Origin of the sequence: Pseudomonas sp. SWI7 (assembly GCF_006351945.1) — a bacterium.
Lineage (GTDB): Bacteria > Pseudomonadota > Gammaproteobacteria > Pseudomonadales > Pseudomonadaceae > Aquipseudomonas > Aquipseudomonas fulva.
In genome coordinates this window covers 3,119,742-3,138,990 of the sequence record NZ_CP040930.1, presented here as the reverse complement: position 1 = coordinate 3,138,990, position 19,249 = coordinate 3,119,742, and the positions used below count along the sequence as shown (strand labels likewise).

General features: G+C 59.6%; 19 protein-coding genes. 14 read left to right on the top strand and 5 right to left on the bottom strand.

What is annotated here, in order from left to right:
- The first annotated feature begins 1 nt into the window (after position 1).
- The 8 genes from FH041_RS14405 (at position 2) to FH041_RS14370 (ending at position 8,931) form a co-directional block, all read left to right on the top strand.
- On the top strand, positions 2–1,201 hold the full coding sequence (locus tag FH041_RS14405) for a CaiB/BaiF CoA-transferase family protein (protein WP_140174769.1): 1,200 nt from the start codon (positions 2–4) through the stop codon (positions 1,199–1,201).
- 15 nt (positions 1,202–1,216) lie between these two features.
- The gene (locus FH041_RS14400) at positions 1,217–2,044 is read left to right on the top strand and encodes a CoA ester lyase (protein ID WP_110607058.1); all 828 of its coding nucleotides are present in this window, start codon (positions 1,217–1,219) and stop codon (positions 2,042–2,044) included.
- Between the two features lie 157 nt (positions 2,045–2,201).
- A complete protein-coding gene (locus FH041_RS14395) occupies positions 2,202–3,200 on the top strand; it encodes a TRAP transporter substrate-binding protein (RefSeq protein WP_140174767.1) in 999 nt (332 codons plus the stop codon).
- Between the two features lie 63 nt (positions 3,201–3,263).
- Positions 3,264–3,899, top strand: coding sequence for a TRAP transporter small permease (locus FH041_RS14390; protein ID WP_027915196.1), 636 nt, complete (start codon positions 3,264–3,266; stop codon positions 3,897–3,899).
- Complete coding sequence (dctM, locus tag FH041_RS14385) at positions 3,896–5,179, top strand: C4-dicarboxylate TRAP transporter large permease protein DctM (RefSeq protein ID WP_027915195.1); 1,284 nt, start codon at positions 3,896–3,898, stop codon at positions 5,177–5,179. The genes FH041_RS14390 and dctM overlap by 4 nt, the downstream gene beginning before the upstream one ends.
- A 149-nt stretch (positions 5,180–5,328) precedes the next feature.
- A complete protein-coding gene (locus FH041_RS14380) occupies positions 5,329–6,921 on the top strand; it encodes an argininosuccinate lyase (RefSeq protein ID WP_140174765.1) in 1,593 nt (530 codons plus the stop codon).
- A gap of 478 nt (positions 6,922–7,399) precedes the next feature.
- Positions 7,400–8,092 carry a bacteriorhodopsin gene (locus tag FH041_RS14375; protein WP_023534529.1) on the top strand — a complete coding sequence of 231 codons (693 nt, stop codon included), beginning with the start codon at positions 7,400–7,402 and terminating at the stop codon, positions 8,090–8,092.
- A 2-nt stretch (positions 8,093–8,094) separates the two neighbouring features.
- Positions 8,095–8,931, top strand: coding sequence for a beta-carotene 15,15'-dioxygenase, Brp/Blh family (locus FH041_RS14370; protein ID WP_140174763.1), 837 nt, complete (start codon positions 8,095–8,097; stop codon positions 8,929–8,931).
- 44 nt (positions 8,932–8,975) lie between these two features.
- Here FH041_RS14370 and FH041_RS14365 read toward each other — a convergent pair whose 3' ends face one another.
- The 5 genes from FH041_RS14365 to FH041_RS14345 all read right to left on the bottom strand — a co-directional run bounded on the left by FH041_RS14365 (position 8,976) and on the right by FH041_RS14345 (position 12,033).
- Positions 8,976–9,251 (bottom strand): DUF3077 domain-containing protein, encoded by a 276-nt coding sequence (locus tag FH041_RS14365; RefSeq protein ID WP_140174761.1) that lies wholly within the window; start codon positions 9,249–9,251, stop codon positions 8,976–8,978.
- Between the two features lie 88 nt (positions 9,252–9,339).
- Positions 9,340–9,582 carry a hypothetical protein gene (locus tag FH041_RS14360; protein ID WP_140174759.1) on the bottom strand — a complete coding sequence of 81 codons (243 nt, stop codon included), beginning with the start codon at positions 9,580–9,582 and terminating at the stop codon, positions 9,340–9,342.
- 743 nt (positions 9,583–10,325) lie between these two features.
- The gene (locus FH041_RS14355) at positions 10,326–10,589 is read right to left on the bottom strand and encodes a DUF3077 domain-containing protein (RefSeq protein ID WP_140174757.1); all 264 of its coding nucleotides are present in this window, start codon (positions 10,587–10,589) and stop codon (positions 10,326–10,328) included.
- Between the two features lie 87 nt (positions 10,590–10,676).
- A complete protein-coding gene (locus FH041_RS14350) occupies positions 10,677–10,919 on the bottom strand; it encodes a hypothetical protein (protein ID WP_140174755.1) in 243 nt (80 codons plus the stop codon).
- Positions 10,920–11,556: 637 nt separating this feature from the next.
- Positions 11,557–12,033 carry a hypothetical protein gene (locus tag FH041_RS14345; protein ID WP_140174753.1) on the bottom strand — a complete coding sequence of 159 codons (477 nt, stop codon included), beginning with the start codon at positions 12,031–12,033 and terminating at the stop codon, positions 11,557–11,559.
- A gap of 641 nt (positions 12,034–12,674) precedes the next feature.
- Between FH041_RS14345 and FH041_RS14340 the strand changes: the two genes are divergently transcribed.
- The 6 genes from FH041_RS14340 (at position 12,675) to FH041_RS14315 (ending at position 19,231) form a co-directional block, all read left to right on the top strand.
- Positions 12,675–12,875 carry an AlpA family transcriptional regulator gene (locus tag FH041_RS14340; protein ID WP_140174751.1) on the top strand — a complete coding sequence of 67 codons (201 nt, stop codon included), beginning with the start codon at positions 12,675–12,677 and terminating at the stop codon, positions 12,873–12,875.
- 368 nt (positions 12,876–13,243) lie between these two features.
- Entirely contained in the window at positions 13,244–14,209 is a 966-nt protein-coding gene (locus tag FH041_RS14335) for an inovirus-type Gp2 protein (protein ID WP_140174749.1), read from the top strand.
- A 105-nt stretch (positions 14,210–14,314) separates the two neighbouring features.
- Positions 14,315–14,566, top strand: coding sequence for an inovirus-type Gp2 protein (locus FH041_RS23265; RefSeq protein ID WP_168199543.1), 252 nt, complete (start codon positions 14,315–14,317; stop codon positions 14,564–14,566).
- Between the two features lie 270 nt (positions 14,567–14,836).
- Positions 14,837–15,748, top strand: a complete 912-nt coding sequence (locus tag FH041_RS14325; RefSeq protein ID WP_140174747.1) for a WYL domain-containing protein — start codon at positions 14,837–14,839, stop codon at positions 15,746–15,748.
- Position 15,749: 1 nt separating this feature from the next.
- On the top strand, positions 15,750–17,828 hold the full coding sequence (locus FH041_RS14320) for a RecQ family ATP-dependent DNA helicase (RefSeq protein WP_140174745.1): 2,079 nt from the start codon (positions 15,750–15,752) through the stop codon (positions 17,826–17,828).
- Positions 17,825–19,231 carry a DNA-processing protein DprA gene (locus FH041_RS14315; RefSeq protein ID WP_140175131.1) on the top strand — a complete coding sequence of 469 codons (1,407 nt, stop codon included), beginning with the start codon at positions 17,825–17,827 and terminating at the stop codon, positions 19,229–19,231. Before FH041_RS14320 ends, FH041_RS14315 begins: the two co-directional genes overlap by 4 nt.
- Positions 19,232–19,249 lie beyond the last annotated feature (18 nt).

Sequence of the window (19,249 nt, the reverse complement as noted above, 5' to 3'; positions counted from 1 at the left end):
CATGAGTGCATCTGCCCCCCGCCCCCTGGACGGCATCACCGTCGTCAGCCTGGAACACGCCATCGCCGCGCCGTTCTGCACCCGCCAACTGGCCGACCTGGGCGCCCGGGTTATCAAGGTCGAACGCCCCGGCAGCGGTGATTTTGCCCGAGGCTATGACCAGCGCGTCGACGGCCTGGCGTCCCACTTCGTGTGGACCAACCGCTCCAAGGAAAGCCTGACCCTGGACCTGAAGCAGCCTCAGGCCGATGCCATCCTCGAAGGGCTGCTGGCCAAGGCCGACGTGCTGGTGCAAAACCTCGCACCTGGCGCTGCGGCGCGCATGGGCCTGGGGTTCGAGGCCCTGCATGCGCGCTTCCCGCGGCTGATCGTGTGCGATATTTCCGGCTACGGTGAAGGTGGCCCCTATGAGAAGAAAAAGGCCTACGACCTGCTGATTCAAAGCGAAGGCGGTTTCTTGTCGGTCACCGGCAGCCCAGGCGAGGAGGGGATGGCCAAGGCTGGATGCTCGGTGGCCGATATCGCCGCTGGCATGTACGCCTATACCGGCGTGCTTTCGGCCCTGCTGTTGCGTGATCGCACCGGGGTGGGTAGCCGCATCGACGTGTCCATGCTCGAAAGCCTGGTGGAGTGGATGGGTTACCCCATGTACTACGCCTACAACGGTGCACCGCCACCGCCTCGCGCGGGTGCTTCGCACTCGACCATCTACCCGTACGGCCCTTTCCCCACAGGCGATGGCGGCACGGTGATGCTGGGGTTGCAGAACGAGCGTGAATGGCAGCTGTTCTGCGAGAAGGTGCTGCTCGACCCGGCGTTGGCCACTGACGAGCGCTTCTGCGCCAATTACCTGCGCTCGGAGAACCGCGACCTGCTGCGCCAGATCATCGTCGACGGTTTCGCCACGCTGAGCCTGGAAGACGTCGTGGCGCGCCTTGAGACCGCCCAGATCGCCAACGCCCGGGTCAACGACATGCAAGGGGTGTGGCAGCATCCCCAGTTGCAGGCCCGTGACCGCTGGCGCGAGGTGGACAGCCCGGCGGGCAAGCTGCCGTCCCTGCTGCCGCCGGGGCGCAACGCGGCCTTCAGCCCGCGCATGGACCCGGTGCCTGCACTGGGCCAGCACACCTCCGCGATCCTGGCCGAGCTGGGGTATGGCGACGATCAGCAGGCGCAATTGAACAGCGCAGGCGTGGTTTAGTAGAGGAGCAAAAGCATGCCATACCCCATCGTTCGCTCCGCCCTGTTCGTGCCCGGTAGCCGCCCGGAGCGCTTCGCCAAGGCCCTGGCTGCCGGTGCCGATGCCGTGATCGTGGACTTCGAAGACGCGGTCGAAGAACCGCTCAAGGCCCAGGCCCGCGAGCACCTGGCGCGCTTTCTGGGCGAACACCCCGACGCCCGGGTGTGGGTGAGGGTCAACGCACCCAGCCATGCAAACCACGCCGAGGACTTGCAATTGTGCGCGCAGCATCTGGGCGTGACCACGGTGCTGCTGCCCAAAGTCGAGAGCGCCGCACAGGTGGCGGTTGCCGCCCGGACGGGCAAGGCCGTCGTGCCGATCATCGAAACCGCCAAGGGGCTGTTGGCCCTTGAACGTATCGCCGGCGCCGAGGGCGTCGAGCGCTTGTCGTTCGGCAGCCTGGACCTGGCGCTGGACCTTTGCCTGAACACCGACAGCCCGGCAGGCCAACGCTTCATCGACCAGGCCCGCATGGCCGTGCAACTGCATTCCCGGGGCGCCGACCTGGCGCCGCCGCTGGACGGTGTGTTTCCTGCGATCCGCGACCCGCAAGGGCAGCGCGAGGCCATGCGCCATGCCTACGACATGGGCTATGGCGGGGCGCTGTGCATTCACCCAAGCCAAGTGCCGGTGATTCACGAGGCCTTGCAGCCCAGCGAGCACGAACTGGCCTGGGCGCAGCGCGTGCTCGAGGGCAGCGCAGCGGCGGGTGGGGCAGGGGCCTTCCAGCTGGACGGGCAGATGGTCGATGCGCCAGTGGTATTGCGCGCGCAGCGCCTGCTGGCGTTGGCCCATGCTGGCTAGTGGCTATGGTCCAGGCCAGGCCATGAGGGTCGGCGTTCGCTTTTGCCGAACGCAGCCTTACACAAAAGCAGATTCCCCAAACACCTATACTTGCGCCACCGTAATCTTGGCTACGCTTCCCTGCTGACCTTACCAACAACAATAACAGGTGAAACCCATGTTGAAGCTGACCCAGGCGCTGTTCTGCGCCGCCGCCGTCTCCCTGACCTCGTTCGCTTACGCCGCGGACCCGGTCATCATCAAGTTCGCCCACGTGGTGGCCGACAGCACGCCCAAAGGCCAGGGCGCGCTCATGTTCCAGAAGCTCGTGGAGGCCGATGACAAGCTCAAGGGCAAGGTCAAGGTCGAGGTTTACCCCAACTCGTCGCTGTTCGGCGACGGCAAGGAAATGGAAGCGCTGCTGCTGGGCGACGTGCAGATGCTGGCGCCCTCGCTGGCCAAATTCGAGCACTACAACAAGCAGGTGCAAATCTTCGACCTGCCGTTTCTGTTCGACAACCTAGCGGCGGTCGACCGCTTTCAGCAGGGGCCCCAAGGCAAGGCGCTGCTCACCTCCATGGAAGACAAGGGCATCCGCGGCCTGGCCTACTGGCATAACGGCTTGAAGCAGCTGTCGGCTAACAAGAAGATCCTGCTGCCCAAGGATGCCCGTGGCCTGAAGTTCCGCGTACAAGCCTCCAGCGTGCTGGAAGAGCAGTTCAAGGCCGTGCGCGCCAACCCGCGCAAGATGAGTTTTGCCGAGGTGTACCAAGGCTTGCAGACCGGCACCGTCAACGGTACCGAGAACACCTGGTCGAACTACGAAAGCCAGAAGGTCAACGAAGTGCAGCCGTTCTTCACCGAGACCGACCACGGCCTGATCGACTACATGGTGATCACCAACGCCAAGTTCTGGAACGGCCTGCCTGAAGATGTGCGCACCGAACTGCAGGGCATCATGGACAAGGTCACCGTCGAGGTGAACAAGCAGGCCGAGGCGCTGAACCAGGCCTCGCGGCAGAAGATCATCGACGCCAAGACCAGCGAGGTCGATGCGCTCACCCCCGAGCAGCGTGACGAATGGCGCAAAGCCATGCGTCCGGTCTGGGACAAGTTCGAAGGCCAGATTGGCGCCGACCTGATCAAAGCCGCCCAGGACGCCAACACAGCCACTTGATTGGCCCCGCCTGCAGCCGCCCCTGCGTGGGCGGCTCAGCCTCATTCTGCGCGGAGAATGCCCATGCAAACGTTACGGCGCGTCTGGGAGCGCTTCGAGGAAGGCATGATCGCCTTTCTTCTGGCGGCCATGACCCTCATCACCTTCATCTACGTAGCGCTGAACAACCTCTACACGATGTTCTACAACTTGAGCGACCGTTGGACCTTTGCCAGCGAGCCGCTGTTGAACATCGGTGACCACTTGATGGGCTACGCCCAGGAAATGACCTGGAGCATCGCCCTGACCAAGGCCCTGTTTGGCTGGCTGATCTTCTTCGGCATCGCCTATGGCGTACGTACCGCCGGCCACCTTGGGGTCGATGTGCTGGTCAGGCGCACCCGCAAGCCGGTGCAGCGTGTGCTGGCCATGGTTGCCTGCGCCTGTTGCCTGGCGTATGCCGGGCTGTTTCTGATTGCCAGCATCAAATGGGTCAGCGCTGTGCTGGCGGCTGGCATCGGGGCCGAAGACCTGGACCGCTACGGCATCAAGATCGGCCACATCGCGATGATTGTGCCCTTCGGGTTCGCTTTGATCATCGTGCGCTACCTGGAAATCCTCTACCGCATCTACACCCACCGCCAGATCAACCTGGGCCTGGCCGACGAAGCGGCCGAGGCGAGCAAGCTGGCCAACCCCGGTGAGGAGTCGCAGCAATGACCGTTATCTGCCTGTTCCTGCTGCTGTTCATCTTCATGTTCCTGGGCGTGCCCATTGCCATTTCCCTGGGCCTGTCGGGGGCGGTGTCGATTCTGCTGTTCAGCCAGGACTCGCTCAGTTCGTTGGCGATCAAGCTGTTCGAAACCTCTGATAGCTACACCTTCCTGGCCATCCCCTTCTTCCTGCTGTCTGGCGCCTTCATGACCACCGGCGGCGTTGCGCAGCGTCTGATCGATTTTGCCAACGCCTGCGTGGGGCACATTCGGGGCGGCCTGGCCATTGCCGCCGTGCTGGCCTGCATGTTGTTCGCTGCGTTGTCCGGCTCGTCGCCGGCCACGGTGGCGGCAGTGGGTTCGATCGCCGTGGCCGGCATGGTGCGCTCGGGGTATCCGAAGGAATTCGGCGCCGGCATCATCTGTAACGCCGGTACGCTGGGCATCCTGATCCCCCCGTCGATCGTGATGGTGGTCTATTCAGCCGCGACCGAAACGTCGGTGGGCAAGTTGTTCATGGCTGGCGTGATCCCTGGGATCTTGCTGGGCGTGTCGCTGATGGTAGCCATCTACATCGTGGCGCGGGTCAAGAAGCTGCCTGCCCAGCCACGTGCCAGCTTCCGCGAATGGCTTACGGCCGCGCGGCGGGCGTTCTGGGGGCTGTTGTTGCTGGTGATCATTCTGGGCGGCATCTACAGCGGCATGTTCACCCCCACTGAAGCGGCGGCCGTGGCGGCGGTGTACTCGGCGTTCATCGCCCTGTTCGTGTACAAGGACATGACCTGGCGCGAGTGCCCCAAGGTGTTGCTGGAGTCCGGGCGGCTGACCATCATGCTGCTGTTCATCATCGCCAACGCCATGCTGTTCGCCCATGTGCTGACCACCGAGCAGATCCCGCAGCAGATCACCCAGTGGGTGCTCTCCGAAGGCCTGACGCCCATCGGCTTCCTGATCATGGTCAACGTGGTGCTGCTGATTGCCGGCAGCTTCATGGAGCCGTCGGCGATCATCCTGATTCTGGCGCCGATCTTCTTCCCCATCGCCATGGAACTGGGCATCGACCCGATCCACCTGGGCATCGTGATGGTGGTGAACATGGAGATCGGACTGGTTCACCCGCCAGTGGGGTTGAACCTGTTCGTGACCAGTGCCGTGACGGGCCTGACATTGGGCCAGACCATTCGCGCAGCGCTGCCGTGGCTGTCGATCTTGTTGCTGTTCCTGATCCTGGTCACCTACGTGCCGTACATCTCCCTGGCGCTGCCTGAGTTTCTCGGCATGCCCTAACCAGCGGCTCGATCAACCCTGCCCTTGCACCGATGCCACCGCCTATCCGGCGGTGGTTTCACTTTCGGCCAAGGGGGCAGGGGTGTAGGTTGACCTTCCAAGGGTGCCACCAGCCCGCCAGCCTTCCACAAGCCCCGAGCGGACCCACCATGACAACAACAAGATCACTGCTGTGCCTTGCCATCGCCTGCGCCTGGCTCACCAGCCCCGCGGCCCAGGCCGCCAACACCGCCGACAACCCGTGCAAGACCACCGCCGAATGCGCCGAACAGGCCCGCAAGATCGGCGCCTTCGTGGAAAAGACCCCCGACGGCCAGCGCCACGGCGAGACCCAGTTCGACTACCTCAACCGCATCAACAAAGCCTCGCTGGTGATGCTCAAGGAAACCGGCATCGTCACCGCCGAACAGGCCGCGACCATTGCAGGCGGGGTACGCCACGCCATCGACCAGGCCACCCAGCCAGACGGCAAGCGCCCCAGCGATGTGCTGCAACTGGAGCAGATCATCACCGACAAGGTCGGCCCCGAGGCCTCGCTGATTCACTCGGGGCGCAGCCGCCAGGACATGTACGCCACCTACCGCCTGGCCTCGCTGCGCCGCCACGTGCTGGCCTATGGCGACGCCCTGGACGCCACCCGCCAGCGCTTGCTCACCCTGGCCGCCCAACACGTCGATACCCTGGTGCCGGCCTATACCAACGGCGTGCAAGCCATGCCCATCAGCTACGCCCATTACCTGCTGGCCTACGAGGCCTCGTTCGAGCGAGACGCCCAACGCCTGCACGAACTCTACGCCCGCCTGAACCTCAGCCCCATGGGCACCGCCGTGCTGGCCAATTCCGGCTACCCCATCAACCGCGAGCGCCTGGCCCAGCTGCTGGGCTTTGACGGCGTGCGCGAGAACTCGCTGGACGCAAGCCAAGTCTCGACCTACGACATCCCGCTGGAAACCGCCGGCCTGGTCTCGTCCTCGGCCATTCGCATCGGCGCCTTCATCGGCGACATTCACACCCAGTACCACCAGACCCGCCCCTGGCTGCTGCTCGACGAAGGCGCCACCTACACCAGCAGCGCCATGCCGCAAAAGCGCAACCCTGGCCTCTTGATGCGCACTCGCGAAGCCGCCTCCGACGTGGTCGGCCTGGCCAACGCCACCACCCTGCGCGCCCACAACGTCACCACCGGCATGACCGACTACAAGGCCGCCTTCGACGACCTGGGCCTGTTCCGCTCCACGGGGGACATGTTCAAGCGCCTGGACCAGGTGCTCGACGCCCTGAAAATCAACGCCGCACGCGCCGAAGAAGAACTGGACGCCGACTGGACCACCTCCATGGAGCTGGCCGACACCTTGGAGCGCAAGCACCACGTCCCCTTCCGCATCGGCCACAGCTTCGCCTCGCTGATCGTCGAAAAAGCCCGCGCCGACGGCACCTTGCCCAAGGACTTCGCCTACGCCGATGCGCAGGCGTTGTTCACCCAGGCGGCGGACAAGTACAAATGGAAGGACAACACCCTGCCCCTGAGCGAAGCGGATTTCCGCGCCAGCCTGTCCCCCCGCGCCATGGTGCAAAGTCGCAAGGGTACTGGTGGGCCGCAGCCTGAAGAAGTGCGGCGCATGTTGGCTGAGGCCCAGGCGCGGTTGAAGGAGGATCAGGCCTGGATGGAGCAGCGGCGGCAGAAGCTGGTGGATGCGGATGCGGGGTTGGACAAGGCGTTTGATGGGCTGACGAAGCGGTGATCTGGCAGGGGCGCTTGCTCCGATGACTCGGTGATTCGGCGGGCGCACGCGATCCGTGTGGGAGCGGCCTTGCGCCGCGATGGGCCGCATAGCGGCCCCAGTATCTTGGCTTCAAACCACGAATTGGCAGATCCACTACTCCACACAACGGTTAAGTGATCTGACAGAAAAACGCCCTCCGTGTGGGAGCGGCCTCGCCGGAGCGCCGGACCGGCCGCGATGGGCCGCATAGCGGCCCCGGCGATTTGAGGTGCTGGCTTAAATCCTGGGGCTGCTGCGCAGCCCATCGCGGCACAAGGCCGCTTCCCACAGTGGGTCGGGTGACCTTGAAAAGATCGCACCCGACCCCCGAAACATTTTGAACCAAAAATCTCACCCCCCTCTCCATCCGTAAACGAAGCGGCTAAATAACCCGCGGCGAACCCCGGCATCCCCTTGCATGCACCCGGGCCTTTTACTGCTGGTAGCGGAGCCTCAAATGATCCAAACCCCCTTGCTGATCGGTTTCATCGTCATGGCCCTGGCATCACTGGCCATCTACATCAAAGGCGCACATTACGGCCCGCTTCTGGGCCACACCCTCATCCACGCCGCCGTCCCCTTCATCGCCGCCACCGCCTACCTGTGCATGTACCTGGGCGTCGGCAACCTGATCAAAGTCGACGGCAGCGTCACCTACCTGGCCCGCTACGTGGACTGGGCCTTCACCACCCCACTGTTGTTGGCCGGCGTCGTCAGCTCCGCCTACTACGGCACCCGCGACCTGTACGGCAAAAGCGGCTACATCACCGCCATCGTCACCCTCGACGTCATCATGATCGTCACCGGCCTGATCGCCTCCCTGGCCCCTTACGGCGTGATCAAATGGGTGTTCTTCGCCTGGTCCTGCGCCGCCTTTGCCGGCGTGCTGTACCTGCTGTGGAAACCTGTCGCCAGCATCGCCAGCCAACAACCCGGCGTCAGCCCCGCCTACCGCCGCAACGTAGGCTTTCTCACCGTGCTGTGGCTGATCTATCCCGTGGTCTTCGCCGTCGGCCCAGAAGGCTTCTGGGCCGTGAGCGACGCCACCACCGTGTGGGTATTCCTGGTGCTCGATGTGCTGGCCAAGGTCGTCTACGCCTTCACCTCGGAACGTAACCTGCGCGCCGTGCCGGTAGGCCGAGGCTACTGAGCATGACCTGCACAGGGCGCAGCTGGCGCGCCCTTGTGGGGCTAGCGATAGCGGCCAGCCTTGCAGGCGGGCTGGCACCGCTGGCTTACGTGCTGCTGGTCGGGCTCGGGCTTGGCCTGCTGCATGGGGCAAGCGACCTGTACCTGATCGAGCACGGGCAGCGCAGGCGCTTTGTGCTCAGTTACCTAGGCGTGGCCGTGGTGTGCGCCTTGGTCTGGCAAGTGGCGGGGGCGCTGGCGCTTACCGCCTTTTTATTACTGTCGGTTTGGCACTTCGCCCATGAGGACGAGGTGTTCCAGCGGCGGCATGAGCAGATTGCGCTGGGGCTGTTCATCCTGGGCGGGCCTGCGGTGCTGCACAGTGACGCAGTAGCCCAATTGCTCAACCTGGCGATGGCGGCCGGTGCCTCTTCTGCCTTGGGCGGATGGCTAGCGGTGACGCTGGCGTGTGCCGGCCTGATTGCTCTCGGTGTGCTGCTGATGAATGCCTGGCAACAGCGTGACCTACGACTGGCGCTGACCTTGCTGCTGGTGGTGGTAACCCCGCCGCTGATCGGGTTTGCGCTCGGGTTCTACCTGCTGCACGCCGAACCCCAAACCCGTGTGCGCGAGCGCATGGTAGGTGCCTTGTCGATGGGCGACTACCTGCATCGCACCTGGCCAGTGCTCGTCGGGGCAGGGGTGTTTGCCCTGGTGGGTGGGGCTGTGTTCTGGCAGCAGGAGCAGACCGGCATTCGGGCGCTGTTCGTGGTGCTGGCGGCATTTGCACTGCCGCATATGGTGGTGTTGCCACGTTTTCTCTCGGGGCGCGCAGTGCCCCAGGTGTCGGGTCCGGTTTGACCTGATCGACAGCCCCGGCGCGCAGGTGCGCCGGGGGACCGGGATCAGCGCATCATGCCCAGTTCAGCGTCGTCCAGCAGGGCTTTGCCGAGTGCGCAGAGGTAGTGGGCGGCCCAGATCAGTTTGGGTTTGTCTTCCATCAAGCCTTCGAGGGTGAGGTCGCGGGCGTAACCCATCAATTCCGAAGCCTGTTCGCGCGCGTGTTGGCAGGAGATGCCCGGCTCGATGCGGAACAGCGCGTGGGTGTGGTTTTCGCCTTGGTAGAAGACGGTTTGGCCTGGGGTGCAGGGGGGTGTGCAGGGGGGGTGTGCGGTGGACATGGGTGTGGCTCCCTGAAGTTTTTTGGGCTGGCTGTTTTTGTGCTGCGGCTGGGTTACTGCCGTTTTGATTGAGCCAGGGGCTTGAGGGTTAGTGCGTGGGGGGGCGCGAGGGAGGGTGATGGATTTGGAGGAGGGCGGATTCCAGCAGGCGGCGCAGGGATTCGAGCTCGTGCATGGAAGCCATGATCAGCGGGGCTGCCGGGGAGCGGGGCTGCATGAGGAGGGCTTGTTGGGCCACGGCTTCGGCGCAGAGGGCGTAGTCGGCGGCTAGGGTTAGGGTGTCTTCCAGGGTGGCGGGTGGAGGTGGTGGATCAGGGACGATCTTCAGCATGTTCTGGTCCTCAGTGGAGCGACCAACGCTTGCTGTCAAACAAGTGGTGGCAGCTGTGCATGGGTTGACAGACCGGTGAAGACCAAACCGGCGCACACGAGGTGCCCCACACACAGCCGCCATAGGCAATCCGCGTGCTTGGTCGTCATCAGCCTGTCAAAGCTAGTCGTTGATGTGCAACGACGTGCTGAGACTAAGGGGGCGGAAAAACGACCGCAATGGGAAAGGTGGGTTGGGAGTATCTTTGGGAAATGGACTACAGGGAAGGAAAAAAATCTGAAAGTTTGGGGTTGTTTTAGACGTACTGACTATGGATGTGCCAGAGCTTTAGCGCTGCGAATAATGCAGGGCGCTGCAGCGGCAAACCGGGGCTAGCCAAAAAGGTGGCAGCTCTACGTGAGTTAGCCGACCGGGACGTCAGGCACCCGGCGCACCCAAGGTGCCACACGCAAAGCTGCCATAAAACGGCACGTCGAGACTGCTGTGTGTTCTCAAGGTGTGCAATGAGGAATCGGCCTGGCCAGTGTCTTTGGGAAGTCACCTACAGGGAAGACACTCTGATTCTTTTCTATGGATAGAAAAGCAGTGTAAGTCAGCCGAATCTCGTTCTCTGATCTTCTTGGAGCAAGACGATAGAGCCCCGCAGTATTTCATTAGCCAATTCCCCAAAGAACTCCCGGGCCTCCTGATCTTGTGCGAGTCCCGGCGTAATGAGCAGCTTCATTTCGCCGGGATCTGCAGGCTCAGCGCATCATGCCCAGTTCAGCGTCGTCCAGCAGGGCTTTGCCGAGTGCGCAGAGATAGTGGGCGGCCCAGATCAGTTTGGGTTTGTCTTCCATCAAGCCTTCGAGGGTGAGGTCGCGGGCGTAACCCATCAATTCCGAAGCCTGTTCGCGGGCGTGTTGGCAGGGGATGCCTGGCTCGATGCGGAACAGCGCGTGGGTGTGGTTTTCGCCTTGGTAGAAGACGGTTTGGCCTGGGGTGCAGGGGGTGTGTGCGGTGGGCATGGGTGTGGCTCCCTGAAGTTTTTGGGCTAGCTGTTTTTGAGCTGCGGCTGGGTTACTGCCGAATTGCTTGAGCCAGGGGCTTGAGGGTTAGTGCGTGGGGTGTCGCGAGGGAGGGTGATGGATTTGCAGGAGGGCGGATTCCAGCAGGCGGCGCAGGGATTCGAGCTCGTGCATGGAGGCCATGATCAGTGGGGCTGCCGGGGAGCGGGGCTGCATGAGGAGGGCTTGTTGGGCCACGGCTTCGGCGCAGAGGGCGTAGTCGGCGGCTAGGGTTAGGGTGTCTTCCAGGATGACGGGTGTGGGTGGTGGATCAGGGACGATTTTTAACATGAGTTGCTTCCGTTGCTGGGCCGACATCCGCCGCTGTCAAACGGTGGGTGGCAGCTGTACGTGGGTTGACAGACCGGCGGAAACAACAAGATCCGGCGCACGCAAGCGTGCCCGCACGTACAGCCGCCATAAGGGCGACCGCTTAGTTGTTTACCGCTGCGACCTGTCAAAGTCGTGTCGTTGGGTTGGCAACGACGGGGTGAGACTAGGACGCTGGGAAGGCTGACGCAACGGGAAACAGGGGAGGGGAGTATCTTTGGGAAATGGACTACAGGGAAGGGGGGAAGTCTGAGGTTTTGGGTGGGATGGGCTAATCCTGAGCGTGGTTGCATGGGCGTCCGGCTTATCGGATTGACGCTGTGTACCCAAATCTCAAGTGCCGACTGGCGCTCACAGATATATTGATATCGTAGGCTGCTGAGCCGGGGTAATTTGAACAAGACCTGTATCTATATGATTTTAAAGATAAAAATTCGGTTAAAAAATTTCATGGAATACTATTTGGAATACTGTTAGCGGAAACTCATTGGAAAGAGGTTGGCGGAGGTATGGCTTTTTGTCGAGTTGGGCGGGGTGCGGAGAGAGGCGGTTTGCTCACGTGCTTCCGCTATTTTCGTATGTGCCCCCAAAGGCGTAGTTACCAATCTCGTGGAGTTCTTTTCGGAGCAGTTTCGGATGGCTTCGTTGCCTGTTGCTTTTTATCATCAGCTTTTTGGGCTTTGCGTGCTGCTTGCTGAATTATGCCCTCCAAGGTATCGATAATCGTTTTTTTCTGTCGCTTGGCAAGGTCGTCAAGCTGAGCTTTTACCTCGCTATCCAGGATGAAACTGTATGACTTTTTACTGATTTGTCGGTTCCTGTGCTGTTTCTGTCGCCATGCTGCCTTCATATTTCTTATCAGCAGTTCATCGATGGCCTCATCCCCAAGGTTGCGACTCCAGCTGACGAGGTTGTCGTAGTCCGAGGCTTCAGGGTACTTCCGAATCTGCTCTCTCTTCGCGATCAAGTAATCAATCACCCATCTATGCTGCCGCCAATCGTCAGGGCTGAGCCAGTCAAGCATCATTTCTTGGGGGGGTGATGAGGAGCGATTCTCAAGCTTTTGAAGTCGCATGCATTGGGCTCTGTGAGATGTTTATGTAATGTTATTTCATACTAAGATATGTTGTATAACAAAATAACGTTACTAGATTTCACTACGCAGTATCAATACGCATGACGTTACGTTGTAATTGTACGATGTTTCGTTATGTCGTAGCTGTAGCCACTTTGACCCAATATAAGCTGGGTTTGATATCCTGAAAAACTCGAAAAAATTGGCGTAATAAGCCAATTTTAGACGATAATGTGGATATGGCGCGGCGATGCCTTGTGCGCTAAAAGTTCATGGATGTGTGCACAAAACTGCGACTGTACTGGGGAGAGATCGGGGGCGTGGGAAGCTTAGTCGTCCTGAGCGGGCTGAAATAACGGAAGGGCGAGTGTGTCTGTTCGGTATATAGGTCGATTGCAATGCAGACTTTGCCCCAAAGGTGAGTTTTCTGCCAGCAGCTCGGTGATGAGAGCGGCTCTTATCGCAGCGACCATGCTGCTCCAGTTTGCCGGGCTGAGCTTCAGCGAATCCTTCCAGTGATTCTCTGCTTCCCGCGTTTGCTGGAAACGTTGAACTGACTCAAATGAATTCTGGTGCTCGTGCTCATGGGTATTTTTTTACAAGCTCCACCAATCCTCTGAACAAACATGAGGAGCCTGTTCATGAGGATTATTCGTCTAAAAGACGTCATCGATTCCACCGGTCTGGGCCGGTCCACTGTCTACAAGTACATCTCGGAAGGGACCTTCCCCAAGCCGGTCTCGCTGGGTGACCGTTGCGTCGGCTGGGTTGAAGGCGAGGTGCATGATTGGATCCTGGCAAGGATAGAGGAGCGTGACCTGGCCGAGGTCGCTGCAGCCTAATTGAAAAGTGAATAAGCAAGCACCATGACCGGGGAAGCCCCGGTCATGGTGCTTTATGCCGCATCAGCCGGCTGAGGTGGTTCCCATCTCAGACAACTCCCTCGACGGGCTCATAGCAAAAAGCACTGATAGGCTGGGCAATGTCGCTTTCCATTGTGCCGCTTCCCTGGGCAGTGCCTTCCTTCGCGAAGCTGGTTTTATTGATATAGCCATATAGATAGCCATAGCCTCTACTCAATACCACCAATCTATTATAGTCATATTCAATAAGTTACGACCTTTCAATAGCCTTGAGCGGAGAATGTCTCAGCGGTTAAAACATACTCACTGAGTATCTGGTGTGCATCCAACCAACCAGGTACTCAACCATGCACTCATTCAGCAATACCGCCCTCATCAGCTTCTCCCAGTCTCAAGCCTCGATCAGGATCGAACGACTCGTTCAGTCCATTGAGCGTACTGACAAGCCAGCTTTCGAGATCATCCAAACTCAATCTGGATACGAACGTGCACAACGGACCAGGCTCTCCAAATACTTCGACTCAATGCAGCAGATGGTTGACCTCTTCGATGACCTTCACCCCTACGTCTACAGCGAACACCTGCAAGCCTTCTGGGAAGCTTGTCAGGACATTGGCTTGGAGCGTGGTCCGGCAGGTGTGACCTGCCTCAATGAGCATGGGACGGCGTATCTGGATTTCCATCTTTCCATGAATATACTGGTCGCTCGGATACGTCAGCTGATCAGCAGCAAGCGGTACAAGCGCAAGGCGGATGACCGCCGCTACGAAGCCAGTCGCAAGCAAGCCACGCTCAGCGAGTACGTCAGCCAGGTGCTGGATCGTTACTCCCGCACGGTGGTCATTCGTGTGGATCTGCATTATCGAACGATGGTTCGTCCACGTTTGCGCATTGAGCATGTGTTCAATGACCTGGATAAGTTCATTCGTGCGCGGGAGCGTAATCCCATCTTCGAGCATGAGACAGGCTATGTCTGCACAGTCGAGCACGGAGAGGATAAAGGCTTTCATATCCATGCGGCCTTCTTCTTCAACGGTGCCGAGGTACGCAGCGATTTCGCTAAGGCGAGAAAGGTCGGCGAGTTGTGGGAACAGATCACTCGTGGCCAGGGTTACTTTTTCAGCTGCAACGATGACAAGGCCCGTTATGGTGACGAGCTCGGAATCGGGGTGATCAAGCGAGCTGACAGCGAGGCATGTCGAAAGTCCATCAAGGCCGTGTGTTATCTGACCAAGGACAACCAATACCTGCGCATGAAGCCTGCTGGGGCGAGAACCTACCGCACTGGTCGTATTCACAGAACAACTGACTGAAAAGTCTACAGGCCAGAACCATCGTTCTGGCTCCGACTTGTCCAAGCGGTTATCTGCCGTCTGAATCTGGCAACGTAATCAGTCATCTCCAGATTCGTCGATTCCTTGACCCGCAGAATTCAATCAGCGCGACAGAACACCTACAACCGTCTTCGGTCTGCATGGGCTAGTGCGTTGGAAATTTCTGTCGACGATGCCGATGGTTTGGTGGATATCCCTGCCAACGCTGAATACCACCTCTCTCAGGATGATCCAGCGGAGGGGGGGCGGTACTTCCACCGGGTGAGCTATATCTGCAAGGCTGCGACCAAGGACTACGGCAGTCGCTGCTGTGTGTTTGGTTGCAGTAGAGGGTGAGCCACAGCAGCAGATCAGAGGGGAATTGCTTAGCTTTCACTGGTAGACCACGCAATGTTGCTCCCTATCGCTCGACCTACAGGGCTCCATGAATCAGTGTCCAAGCCGGACAGGGTTCGCACCGATCCTCTTGTCGCTGCGACGCTTGTGGTAATCATAAGGCGACGAATATACAAATCAAAATAGATTCATGTACAGATTCTAGAGCGGACCATATACTTTCCGAAATAACCCGCACAAGCATTCGCTAACCCGAACGAGCCAGCCAGGATGTCGAACGAACAGCTTGCAGATCTAACTCAGCCACAACGCGACCGCCTCGCGTTCGTGGAATTGCGTGTGCGCTTCATTGGGGATATACGCCGCCAGGACCTGGTGGCGCGGTTTGGCATCCAGTCCGCCGCCGCTTCAAGAGATCTGGCGCTGTACAAGGAGTTGGCTCCAGGCAACATCGACTATGACTCCAGGGGCAAGTCTTATGTTCTTGGGCCGAACTTCCATCCGGTCTACGACTTTCCCCCTGAGCGTGTGCTGTCGTGGCTGACCCAAGGCTTCGGCGACGGCGAGCCGGTGCGGCTCAAGGCGTGGGTGGCCAGTGAGAGTCCGTCACGGCTTACGCACCCGGATCTGGATGTGCTGGCGAGTGTCACCCGGGCGATTCACCAGGAGTGCCCGCTTGGCATTGAGTACCACTCGATCTCCAGTGGCCGCACTAAGCGGGAGATTGTCCCGTTTGCACTAATCGATAACGGGCTGCGATGGCACGTCCGCGCCTTCGACCGGAAGTCGCAGGAGTTTCGAGACTTCGTCATTACCCGGATCAAGCGGCCGATCCTGATGAAGGGGGAATGCGTTCAGCTTCATGAACGCAACGACCAGGACATTCAATGGACTCGGATCGTCGAGCTGGAAATAGTGCCGCACCCCGATCAGCCACGCCCCGAAATCACGCAGATGGACTACGGGATGGTTGGCGGTTCGCTGCGAATGAAGCTACGCGCTGCCACCGCCGGTTACATCTTGCGGCAGTGGAGTGTTGACTGTTCGTCCGACCACAGCTTGTGTGGCGACGAATACAGGCTGTGGCTGAAAGACCATCTGGCGCTCTACGGCGTCAAGAACGCGGTATTGGCCCCGGGCTACCGCTCGCCCGATAAGAATAAAGGTAAAGGAGAGCAATAACGTGGCCTACGATCCAAAACGCGCGCTGGAACTGCTCCGAACCGGTTCTGGGCGTGCTGATGCCACTTTCCGTGATGGCCAAGAAGATGCCATTCGCCACATCGTCGAAGGCAACGGCCGCTTGTTGGTCGTGCAGAAGACCGGGTGGGGCAAGAGTTTCGTCTACTTCATCGCGACCAAGTTACTGCGGGAAGCGGGTGCGGGCCCTGCGTTGTTGATCTCGCCGTTGCTCGCGCTGATGCGAAACCAAATCGCTGCGGCAGAGGGGATGGGGGTTAGCGCCGCCACGATTAATTCCGACAACATGGACGACTGGACGGCAGTCGAAGGCAAGCTGGCCAACGGGGAAATCGACATTTTGTTGATCTCGCCCGAGCGGCTGGCAAATGAGCGTTTTCGTACGCAGGCGCTGGCAGGTATTGCTGCGCAGATTTCGTTATTGGTTATCGATGAAGCGCACTGCATTTCTGATTGGGGGCATGACTTCCGCCCTCATTACCGACTGCTGGAACGCATCGTCAAGACGTTACCGCCCAATCTTCGACTGCTTGCTACAACCGCGACTGCGAACAACAGGGTGATGGAAGACCTCGCAGCAGTGCTCGGACCCAAACTCGATGTATCTCGGGGCGATCTAAATCGCACCTCACTTTCTTTGCAGACCATCCGCATGCCCAGCCAAGCCGAGCGTCTTGCATGGCTGGCCTTGCAGCTCGCCACGCTGCAAGGCCACGGCATCATCTACACGCTGACTGTGCGTGACGCCAATCAAGTGGCGGAATGGCTGAAAACCCAAGGCCTCAACGTAGAGGCCTACACTCGCGAAACCGGTGACCGTCGAGAGCAACTGGAACAAGCGCTGCTCAATAACCGGGTCAAAGCGTTGGTTGCCACAATGGCTTTGGGCATGGGCTACGACAAGCCTGATCTGGCATTTGTTATTCACTACCAGATGCCGGGTTCGGTAGTCGCCTACTACCAGCAAGTTGGCCGTGCGGGGCGTGCGCTGGACTCCGCCTACGGTGTGCTGCTCAGCGGCGAAGAAGAAACTGACATTACTGACTGGTTTATCCAAAGTGCTTTTCCGACTCGACGGGAAGTAGCCGATGTCCTGGATGCGCTTGAAGAAGAGTCCAACGGATTGTCCGTCCCCGAGTTGCTGAGTCGAGTCAATCTGAGCAAGGGGCGTGTCGAAAAAACGATTGCGTTGCTTTCCCTCGAGGCGCCAGCGCCCATCGCCAAGCAAGGCAGCAAGTGGCAGCTCACGGCAGCAACGCTGAGTGACGGCTTCTGGGATCGAGCAGAAAGGCTCACTGCGCTTCGACGGGACGAACATCAGCAGATGCAGGACTACGTAGGCCTGCCGTTTGGTGATCACATGGGCTTCCTGGTCGGCGCGCTCGACGGCGATCCAAGTCTTGTCACGGAGCCTGCCTTACCGCCTCTGCCTACAACTGTGGATACAGAACTGGTTAAAGCTGCCGTCGCATTTCTTCGTCGGACAAGTTTGCCCATTGAGCCGCGCAAAAAGTGGCCAGATGGCGGGATGTCCCGGTACGGTGTCAGAGGGTTCATCGCGCCCGCTCACCAAGCCAATTCAGGTAAAGCACTTTGCGTGTGGGGGGATGCCGGTTGGGGACGCGTTGTTCGAGATAATCGGTATCAAGACGGTTTTTTTTCCGATCAGTTGGTTCAGGCATGTGCTGAGATGATCGCCCAGTGGCGGCCGGAGCCCGCTCCAGAATGGGTCACTGCTATCCCATCTTTAAAGCACCCCGAGATTGTGCCGAATTTCGCAAAAAGGCTGGCTGACTCGTTAGGGCTGCCTTTTTATGAAATGCTCGTGAAAACGGAAGACAGACCAGAGCAGAAGACTATGGCCAACGCCACTCAGCAGGCACGTAACCTCGACGGTTCTCTCGCGTTAGTCGATCAGCCTATTCCGCGCGGGCCAGTTCTCCTCGTTGATGACATCGTTAACTCTCGATGGACTCTAACTGTGGCAGCATGGCTCTTGCGGATGGGGGGGAGTGGTGAGGTTTGGCCAATGGCCCTTTCACAAACTGGGCACGACGAATAATGCCAGTCCTTTCACCCAACACCCAGGCGATCCTGTTGCTGACGGCGCCACTCATTGCTGGACGTGGCACACCATCATCCGATCTGCTGTCTCCCGGAGAATACAAACGTCTCGCCCGCCATTTGCGCGAGATCCAACGTCAACCCGCTGATCTCGTTTCCCCAGGATCTGTTGAGATTCTGCGTGCATGCCAACCGGTGATTGATGAGAGCCGCCTGCTGCGACTGCTGGCGCGTGGATTTCTACTGAGTCAGGTGATCGAGCGCTGGCAAGCGCGCGCTATTTGGGTGGTTAGTCGTGCCGATTCAGAGTATCCACGCCGCTTGAAAGCCCGGCTCCGTGAGGACGCACCGGCGATACTCTATGGCTGTGGTGATATTGGCCTACTAGAAACAGGTGGACTTGCCGTTGTCGGGTCGCGCCGGGTGAACGACGATTTGATTGACTACACCATGTCCATTGGAAAGCTGGCTGCCTGCGCTGGTCGGACCATAGTTTCGGGTGGTGCCAGAGGCGTCGATCAGGCAGCCATGCGAGGTGCTTCGGAATCAGGTGGAAAGGTTATTGGTGTTCTTGCTGAAAACCTTGAAAAGACCGTCATGAATCGTGAGGAAAGAAATCATTTACGTGACGGTAACTTGGTGCTCGTTTCTGCTTACGATCCCAGCGCTGGCTTCAACGTCGGCCATGCCATGCAGCGGAACAAGCTGATTTACGCATTGGCTGATGCGTCCCTCGTGGTGAGTTCCGACCTTAACAAAGGTGGTACTTGGGCGGGTGCCGTCGAGCAGCTCGACAAACTCAAGTTCGTCCCAGTCTTCGTTCGAACGATAGGCGACTCTTCCGCCGGGCTGGATGGTTTGCGAAAGAAAGGCGCACTTCCTTGGCCGAACCCGCAAGACGTAGATTCGTTCGAGGCGGTACTCAACGTAGCGATGTCTACACCGACGGCCACCCCTCGAGCTGGGTTTGCGTTGTTTTCGAACGACGTGCCATCGCCGGCCGACGCCAAGCCAACGGCACCCGTGCTACTCGACGCCGCTCCAATACCCGAGGCCGAGAGCGACCCTTCGGCTCCTGTCGACGTTTTTTTCGATGCGCAACCACAAGCTACGGCATCGGAAGAGCCGCCAGTCACACCGGAGTGCCTGGTACTGACTGGCGAGACTAAGGGATCTCCTCAGCCGGACTCGACTCCGGCAGAAATGCTTTTCGCTGCAGTGCGTACAGCGATTCAGCAGCTCTTGAATGCGCCAATGAAAGACGTCGAAGTGGCCGCAGCGCTGGACGTTTCAAACTCGCAGGCCAAGGCATGGTTGCAGCGTCTGGTCGACGAAGGCGTATTGGAAAAACAGAAGAAACCAGCAGGCTACGTCGTCAAGCAAATACGGCTGTTTGAGTAACCGATGAAGACCACACAA